General features: G+C 41.3%; 10 protein-coding genes. 9 read left to right on the top strand and 1 reads right to left on the bottom strand.

The annotated features are described in order from the left end of the window. From G565_RS26905 to G565_RS0119550, 9 genes are all read left to right on the top strand, one after another. Positions 1–313 (top strand): transposase (locus G565_RS26905; protein ID WP_028672348.1); only part of this gene is annotated, 313 nt, incomplete at its 5' end. Between the two features lie 360 nt (positions 314–673). After that, positions 674–997, top strand: coding sequence for a transposase (locus tag G565_RS27780; RefSeq protein ID WP_211227229.1), 324 nt, complete (start codon positions 674–676; stop codon positions 995–997). Next, entirely contained in the window at positions 948–1,136 is a 189-nt protein-coding gene (locus G565_RS27325; protein WP_051208304.1) for a transposase, read from the top strand. Before G565_RS27780 ends, G565_RS27325 begins: the two co-directional genes overlap by 50 nt. 312 nt (positions 1,137–1,448) lie before the next feature. Beyond that, the gene (locus G565_RS26560; RefSeq protein WP_084649478.1) at positions 1,449–2,330 is read left to right on the top strand and encodes an SMP-30/gluconolactonase/LRE family protein; all 882 of its coding nucleotides are present in this window, start codon (positions 1,449–1,451) and stop codon (positions 2,328–2,330) included. 27 nt (positions 2,331–2,357) lie between these two features. Further along, positions 2,358–3,305, top strand: coding sequence for a glycosyltransferase family 2 protein (locus tag G565_RS0119570; protein WP_028672344.1), 948 nt, complete (start codon positions 2,358–2,360; stop codon positions 3,303–3,305). Further along, positions 3,256–3,945: an acylneuraminate cytidylyltransferase family protein gene (locus G565_RS0119565; protein WP_211227228.1), complete on the top strand. Its 690-nt coding sequence runs from the start codon at positions 3,256–3,258 to the stop codon at positions 3,943–3,945. Before G565_RS0119570 ends, G565_RS0119565 begins: the two co-directional genes overlap by 50 nt. Continuing rightward, positions 3,945–4,880: a phosphoglycerate dehydrogenase gene (locus G565_RS0119560; protein ID WP_028672342.1), complete on the top strand. Its 936-nt coding sequence runs from the start codon at positions 3,945–3,947 to the stop codon at positions 4,878–4,880. The genes G565_RS0119565 and G565_RS0119560 overlap by 1 nt, the downstream gene beginning before the upstream one ends. Beyond that, the gene (locus G565_RS0119555) at positions 4,873–5,628 is read left to right on the top strand and encodes an SDR family NAD(P)-dependent oxidoreductase (protein ID WP_028672341.1); all 756 of its coding nucleotides are present in this window, start codon (positions 4,873–4,875) and stop codon (positions 5,626–5,628) included. The genes G565_RS0119560 and G565_RS0119555 overlap by 8 nt, the downstream gene beginning before the upstream one ends. A gap of 759 nt (positions 5,629–6,387) precedes the next feature. Beyond that, positions 6,388–7,632 carry a lipopolysaccharide biosynthesis protein gene (locus tag G565_RS0119550; protein ID WP_084649477.1) on the top strand — a complete coding sequence of 415 codons (1,245 nt, stop codon included), beginning with the start codon at positions 6,388–6,390 and terminating at the stop codon, positions 7,630–7,632. A gap of 44 nt (positions 7,633–7,676) precedes the next feature. On the opposite strand, the gene G565_RS0119545 is transcribed toward G565_RS0119550, so the two are convergent. Further along, positions 7,677–7,884 (bottom strand): integrase core domain-containing protein (locus tag G565_RS0119545; protein ID WP_028672339.1); only part of this gene is annotated, 208 nt, incomplete at its 5' end.

Raw genomic sequence — 7,884 nt, 5'->3', positions numbered from 1 at the left:
CTGGGCCCTAAAGGAACACTTCCGTCCCTTCTGGGACTACCGTTCCAAAGGCTGGGCGAAACGCTACTTTGAACGGTGGTACAGTTGGGCAATTCGCTGCCGACTGGAGCCGGTGAAGAAAGTGGCCAGAATGCTCAAGACACATATGGACGGGTTGCTGAACTACTTTGATCACCGGATCAGCAATGCTGCGGCTGAAGGTTTAAACTCTAAGATACAAACGGTGAAGTCCAATGCCCGAGGTTATCGTTCCTTCGAAGGGTTCAGAACGAGCATACTGTTTTACTGCGGGAAGCTGGAAATGCAGCCGTAGGGCTCCACAGATTTCTACGAAGAACCATAAATCATAAGGCATATCTTACCAGCTATAAACCACGACTAAGTGCAAGCATATAAAATGTAGGTAGCAATCAGGAGGCGGAACTGCTATTCGCTAACTTGTTCGATGATGGTATTGGTAACTTTGTAATTCAGGATCGCGGAGATGCCTCCGCCGTAAGTCTTTTAATAGGGGGCACAATCTACCAAGTGATGATGCCCTGGTGTGAAAGAACAGAATATCACCTACTGTTGAATTGATACGGAGCTGGTGCTTCTCGACCAGTTTGGCCTCGAAGCTACTAGCGTAGTTGAGGGTTGACCCTACCTCAATCCCGGCCAGCGCGATCCTGAGATGCACCAAACCAAGAAGGCTAACGAATGGCACTTCGGTATGAAAATGCACATTGGAGCTGATGACACACTGGGGCTGATTCACAGTATCGATACCACTGCTGCCAACATTCATGACATTGTGCCTGTCGGTAAATTGTTACACCGAGCAGAACGAAGAGTCTTCGGTCACGCCGGATACATGGGCATTCGAAAGCGGGAAGAGCATAAGTATCGGAAGAAGGTCTCCTGGTACATTACCAAAAGACCCGGCACTCGGCAGAAGCTGGAGGGTGATGAACTGGAAACCAAAAAAAATGAAAGCCAGTGTTCGTGCCAAAGTTGAGCGCCCTTTCCGATACATTAAACAGGTGTTCGGTTACAGAAAAGTCCGATACTGCGGATTGGTCAAAGACAATAGCCGGCTGCACTTGCTGGCAGCGTTCAGCAACCAGCTGATGAGTGAAAAATACTTGCTGGCGTAGGGCCAGTGCACCTGTTTTCCGCCAAAATGGCGGGAAATGAGCGAAAAACACGATCAACAAGGGCAGCCAATGACTGAAACGCCGCTTTTTATCGGTTTTCTCTAAGCCTGACGAAAATCATCAGTTATTCAGACCTTCTCTAGAATAAAAAGCATTAAAGTAGTTGAAAATAATTAAGTGACTTCCATGATTTTTCTGTAATCAGATTGCCAATTTTATACAAAATTATAAATGCCTGTTACACTATTTAAGGTTTTGATTTTTACTAAATGTGCGTATTAGGTCAATTGAAGGAGTTTTAGGGCTACGTATATGATTTTAACAGTTTTTTCACATGAGGTTTGTGATTTGGGAGAAGGGCCACTTTGGTCTCCCAAACGCAAGTCATTATTCTGGGTAGATATTAATCGGCATTTGGTTTTTGAAAAGGCAATTTCTAGCAATTCTAAGCATTATGACTCTCGCTGGGAAATACCTGCAATCCCCTCAGCGCTGGCATTGGTTTCAAGTGAAGCTGATAGTTTGTGGGTCATTACTGACAAAGGTTTGCTGAAATTACACCTGACTAGTGGTGAACCAGAGTTGGCTCTGACTTTCCAACTTCGTGAAGGGCTAAGAACCAACGATGCTGGAGTTGGTCCAGATGGTAATTTATGGATAGGTACAATGGAGTGTCACCCACAAGGCAAAGAAGGGAGCATTCTTACTGTTTCACCCAACGGCAGAATTACTCAACTAGCAGGTTGCATTGGAATTCCAAATACCTTTTGTTGGAGTAAGAGTGGGAAGATGTTTTATATTTCTGATTCAATGGAACGTACACTATTTTACCTTCCATTTCCCGAAGGGATGAATAGCTTTGAGAAAGTAGTTCGACTACAAAGCGACAATATACAGTCGACTTTCGATGGTGGCGCTATAGATGAAAATGACCACCTTTGGATAGCTTGTTGGGGAGGTGGATATATTGCCAGAATAGACGAAACTGGCCAAACCCAGGCTAAATATTCAGTGCCCGCTCAACAACCTACAAGTTGCTGCTTTGGGGGTGAAAATAGTAATTTGCTTTTTATTACGTCAGCTGTTGAAGGACTTTCAGATTCCCAAAAGCAGAAAATGCCTGACGCAGGTAAGGTTTTTATCATCGAGACTGAAAGCCAGAGTCTGTTCATACCATCATTTCAATTGACTTAGGTCATAAACAGTTTGAAGAGTTTATTCATGAAAGCCAGCGTTGTTATCCGTACATACAATGAAGAAAAATATCTGGATAGGTTGCTAACGGGTATTAATAACCAGAAAAGTGAACGTTTCGAAATTGAAACGGTAGTCGTCGATTCGGGTTCAACTGATAAAACCTTAGAAATAGCAAAAAAGCATAACTGCAAAATCACGTATATCAATAAGGAAAAGTTTACATTTGGTCGATCTTTAAATGTAGGTTGTGAATTCGCCAATGGAGATTTTCTGGTATTTGTTTCCGGGCATTGTTTTCCAGTATATGACAATTGGATACACGAACTTGTAGCTCCTTTGGCTGACAGAGTTTGTGATTATAGTTACGGTAGGCAATTAGGGGCCGAAACCACTAAGTTTTCCGAGTATCAACACTTTGCCAAACATTTTCCAGAATATTCGGTGCTGCCTCAGGAGGGTTACTTCTGCAACAATGCTAATGCAGCCATAACGCGTGCAGCATGGGAACGTTACAAGTTTGACGAAGACCTCACCGGGTTAGAAGATATGCACTTAGCACAGAAATTGATTTCTGATTGTGGCCAGATTGGCTACGTTGCCTCGGCGCCGGTTTATCATATACATGATGAGAGCTGGCGCCAGGTCCGAACTCGTTATGAGAGAGAAGCGTATGCACTTCAGAAAATAATGCCCCAGATGCACTTTACGGTAGGAGACTTCTTCCGATATTTTACAGCATCATTGCTCACAGATGCCTCAGCAGCAATCTCAGATCGTGTTCTGCTAAAAAAGATCGGTGAGATTTTTATGTTTCGACTGATGTTTTATTGGGGGACTTACCGGGGGCACCATGAAGTCCGGCAACTTTCAGCCAAGATGAAACTAAAATATTTCTATCCAACCCATCATGAGAGGAACACACATGAGCGAACAAAAGATAGTCGCACTACTTCCAATGAAAGCGAACAGTGAGCGCGTGAAAGGTAAGAACTTTCGTGATTTTTGTGGAAAACCGCTATTCCAATGGATTCTAGATAGCCTACTTGCTGTGGATGAAATTGATCAAATCGTGATTAATACTGATGCTAGAGCCATACTGGCAGAAAACGGATTGACCGAGACAGACCGGATAGTGATCCGTGATCGAAAGCCGGAAATATGCGGCAATCATGTATCCATGAATCTTGTACTCCAAGATGATGTAGAGAATATAGACGCTGATATCTATTTAATGACTCATACAACCAATCCGCTTCTAAGTAGTAAAACCATTAAGCTAGCCCTTGATGAATATAATCAAGTATTGTCAGAAGCAAAAGGTGATTCGCTATTCAGTGTCAATAAAATACAAACAAGGTTTTACAGAAAGGATTGTAGTCCTGTTAATCATGATCCTCAGAACTTAATACCGACACAAAACCTAGAGCCCTGGTTCGAGGAAAACTCGAATTTGTATTTATTCACTAAGGATAGTTTTAGCAAAACGAACGCACGCATTGGTGCAAATCCCAAAATGATGGTTACGCCTGCATTTGAATCTACCGACATTGATACACCTGATGACTGGGATATGGCGGTGATTGCAGCCAAGTACTTTATGGAGAAGAAATAATGAAAAAGGTTCTTGTAACATGCCCACCGATGTTAGGGTTGATCCATGAATTTATGGCGCCTGCCAGCAAGCTGGGGTTGGAGCTTGTTCCAGCGAAAACTACCCAAGTTCTATCTGAAGAAGAGCTAATTGACCTTCTCCCAGCCTATGACGGATGGATAATCGGCGATGACCCTGCTACACAGCAGGTGTTTAAAGCTGGCAAAAAGGGCAATTTATCAGCCGCCGTAAAGTGGGGCATTGGGGTAGACAATGTCGACTTCCAGGCATGTAAAGAGTTGGGAATACCCATTATTAACACGCCCAATATGTTTGGTGGGGAAGTCGCAGATGTTGCGATTGGCTATATAACCGGCTTAGCCAGAAGGCTATTTGAGATCGATCGAGGTGTCCGAATTGAGAATGCTTGGTTTAAGCCAGCTGGAATGAGCCTTACCGGCAAGAAAGTGGGCATTATAGGGTTCGGTGACATTGGTAAAAGCTTGGCCAAGAGGCTGGGTGGTTTTGATATTCAGGTAACTGCCTATGACCCGGGTGTTGAAGGAGATGGTGGCATGCCTTTCGTGAGCTGCGCAGAATGGCCGAAACATATCGAAGAACAAGATTTCCTTGTTTTTACCTGTTCATTGAACAAGCACAACTTCCATATGCTGGATAGAGCTGAGCTCGATAAGTGCAAAGATGGGGTATTCATTATTAATGTTGCTCGTGGTCCCCTTATTCATGAACCAGCGTTGGTTAAAGCGCTGAGGGCTGGCAAAGTATCAGCTGCTGCGCTGGATGTATTTGAAGAAGAGCCCTTACCAAGCCAGTCTGAATTAAGAAAGTTCCCGCGTTGTATTTTTGGAAGCCACAATGGCTCGAATACCGTTGAAGGCGTAAGAAGAGCAAGCTTTCAGGCATTGAAAGAAATGAAGAGGTTTCTAGATGAGTAACTCAGACTCTTGCGTGATAGTAACAGGTGCTTGTGGCGGCATTGGCAAAGCCATGACTCGTGAGTTTAAAGCAGAAGGCTACACCGTTATTGCTACAGACCAAAAAGCAGAGCCAGTAGAAGGAGTTCATTTTGACTACTACATCTCCGCAGATCTTGAAAAAACTGTAAATGATGACGGATACGCGCACAGCATCTTTAGTCAAATAAGAAGTCACTGTGAAGGTAAGCCGGTTCATGCTTTAATCAATAATGCAGCTACACAGGTTTTAGGTGGTTTAGAGGACTTATCAGTCCTACAATGGCATCAAACAATGGATGTAAATTTGATCGCACCAATAGTATGGACTAAAGCATTTATAGAAGACCTGGAAAGAGACCAGGGATCAGTGATAAACGTTAGTAGTATTCATGCAAGGCTAACAAAAAAAAACTTTTTGGCATATGCAACAAGTAAAGCAGCATTAAGCGGAATGACAAGAGCGCTAGCCATTGATGTTGGTGAGCGAATTAGGGTCAACGCTATAGAACCTGCTGCTATTGAAACAGAAATGTTACTTGCAGGTTTTAAAGATAACCCAGATGGTTACGAAAACCTGAAGAGCTATCATCCTATAGCAAGAATTGGTCGGTCTGAAGAAGTGGCTAGGTTAGCTGTTTTTCTCGCATCTAAAAGTGTTGGCTTCACTCATGGTAGTTGTATCCAGGTTGACGGGGCAATTAGTGCGCGATTATACGATCCAGTTTAGATCTGTTTGAATACCTCCGTCTATACTATTTCGCGAGAAATTAGTCAGAGTTTGTTGTTTTACTAGACCTATTAAAGTGCGTAATAAATGTATTTAAATGAACTGACGAGTAAACTGTAAAATTTACTAAATGGGATTTTAGTGGTAGTTGGAGCCCATTCGCTTCAAAATATGAATCGATTGAGCTTTAGCTTCTTTTGATTGTATTTTTACTGAACCGTGAATTTTTAAGCACTCCTATAAAAGATATATAACAAATTAAATCATTTGCTAGGTAGGTGGTGCTGTTGCTTCCCCGTGGTAATACCCGCTTAAGATAAGTGAACAAAATAAATGGAATTTCACATGTCTTATGATGGAAAGGATATTTGCATGAAATAGGCCGAGCTTTACTGACATCCAGATCTTGACGATCTATACGTTGCCAGAGAATGCCGCGGCAGTATCTGCGCTCTGCAAACAGAAAAGTATTACTAAGTTTTCTTTACTAAACTCAAGAACCCACTACAGAACCCATACATCAAATGCTATAATCGGACCGTTTGCTTTGTCTAGTTGGTTTTTACCTGATTGATTCCTCTTAGGAAGTTCAGGATTATGCGACTAAGTTACTCTGAACATACATTTTCGAATGGGTGTATGGGCGAATGATCGTATAACCAATGAAAAAGCTGACTACTGGAGTCTAATATCTACTTTTACTTACTCTATAAATTGGGGTAGATAACCCACTGTTCTTTAAGGTTGGTTTGCTAAATAATGTCTTTACTAAAAAATGTGCTAATCTATGGATTATCTCTTGCAATGTGGAGGGGAATACCGTTCCTTTTGATTCCAGTATACACCCGATTAATGACAATAGAAGACTTTGGCAAGTTCGGATTATTTTTAAGTTTTATAGCATTTACTAATATATATATTGGCATGCGGCCTGAAGTCTATTTTTTTAAAGAAGTAGCATCGGACAATAAAAAGCACCCTACAATACTTGCAAATTGTTATGGATTATTATTTGTAACGACAGTGCCTGTATTTATTGTGTTGTTATTTTTTAATCATATAGTTGATGTTTTTAGAATATCACCATTAGTTAGCTCTTCTCTCATTACATTTTTTAGTTTTTTTGCAGGTTGGAAGTTGATAGTTGAATCCTCATTACAGGAAGAGAGGAAGCCCTATCTATTTTTAATTCTACAAATGATTTGCGCAAGTCTGATTTTGTTTTTTTCTATCGGACTTATTATGATCGATTCAAGTTGGCATTATCGAGCTTTTGGTGAAATACTTGGTATTGCTATTGCGCTATTAATATTCAGTTTTTTCTATTCGAGGGCTAGACTAAAGCCAGCTTACTATGATCTTTGGGATATCTTTAGCTATTTATGGCCTTTGACTTTTCATGTTGTATCACTCGCGCTCGTAAATGTAGCTGATCGATTTGTTATAGCTCTATTTTCTGACACCAATGCATTGGGGCGATATTCTGCAGCCTATATGCTTGGAGTAAGTGTTAATTTAATTTTTGAAGCGATATTGAAAGCATGGAATCCATATTTTTATACATTGATAGCAAAAAATGAAATTGTCCGGGTGGTGAAAACCACTTTTTATGTACTAGGCTTAGTATCTGTTTTATGCTTGGGTTTTATCTTTTTATTGGTATACGCATCGAGTGTGATTTTACCTGAAAGTTATGGTGATTTAAGATCAATAATTATGCTGGTTTCATTGAGTTATCTATTTGAAGGAAGTAGAAAGTTTTTTGCAGGCTATCTTCATGCTAGATCAAAATCCAAATTGCTGGGTATCATTGGAATAGGTACAGCTGTATTGAATCTATCTCTGAATTTTATTCTGATTCCTGTTTACGGAATATTTGGTGCAGCTGTTGCGACTCTAATTTCTTTTCTTTCTATGGCTCTTATTACAATGATATTTTCACTTATAGCGATAAACGAATTAAAAATTGAGAGGTATTGTGGACCCCACTGTCAAGACCACTAATGCATTAAATTAAGGTAAAATGCCCTATGGGTTAAATTGTATTCTTACGCGGCTTGCAGCCATTGCACAGCAGTGCCATGTACTTCTGCCGGTGTCCTGTTGTTGAGCGATTGATGCGGCCGCTCATGGTTGTAAAACCGGAAGTAGGCACTCAAGCCGTCCCGTGCTTCCTGCATCGTCTGATATTGCTTTAGATACACTTCCTCGTACTTGACGGAACGCCAGAGCCGCTCGACAAATATATTGTCCAGT

Source organism: Saccharospirillum impatiens DSM 12546 (assembly GCF_000423605.1).
Taxonomy (GTDB): Bacteria; Pseudomonadota; Gammaproteobacteria; order Pseudomonadales; family Natronospirillaceae; genus Saccharospirillum; species Saccharospirillum impatiens.
This window is presented reverse-complemented; position numbering and strand designations above follow the sequence as displayed.